The sequence below is a fragment of the Streptomyces sp. NRRL B-1140 genome (genome assembly GCF_001280065.1).
GTDB lineage: Bacteria > Actinomycetota > Actinomycetes > Streptomycetales > Streptomycetaceae > Streptomyces.
The window spans coordinates 1-348 of the sequence record NZ_LGEA01000020.1 but is presented as its reverse complement, the minus strand read 5'-3'; the positions used below and the strand labels follow the sequence as shown (position 1 = coordinate 348).

Below are 348 nucleotides of genomic sequence, written 5' to 3'. Positions count from 1 at the left end.
CTCGCGTACGACGACGACCGCGTTGTCGACGTCCGGGTGCGCGGTCAGTGCCTGCTCGATCTCGCCGAGTTCGATGCGGAAGCCGCGGACCTTGACCTGGAAGTCGGTCCGGCCGATGTACTCGACCTGACCGTCCCCGCTCCACCGCACCAGGTCACCGGTGCGGTACATGCGCGTGCCCGGCGCACCGAACGGGCAGGCCACGAACCGGTTCGCGGTCAGCCCCGCCTGCCCCAGATACCCCCGGGCCAGACCCGCACCCGCCAGATACAGCTCACCGGCCACACCCGGCGCCACCGGACGCAACGCCGCGTCCAGCACATACACCTGCGTGTTCCAGATCGGCGC

1 protein-coding gene is annotated in these 348 nt (G+C 70.4%); it reads right to left on the bottom strand.

Annotated elements, in window-relative coordinates:
- Nucleotides 1-348 (bottom strand): AMP-binding protein (locus tag ADK65_RS04095; protein ID WP_159038715.1); only part of this gene is annotated, 348 nt, incomplete at both ends.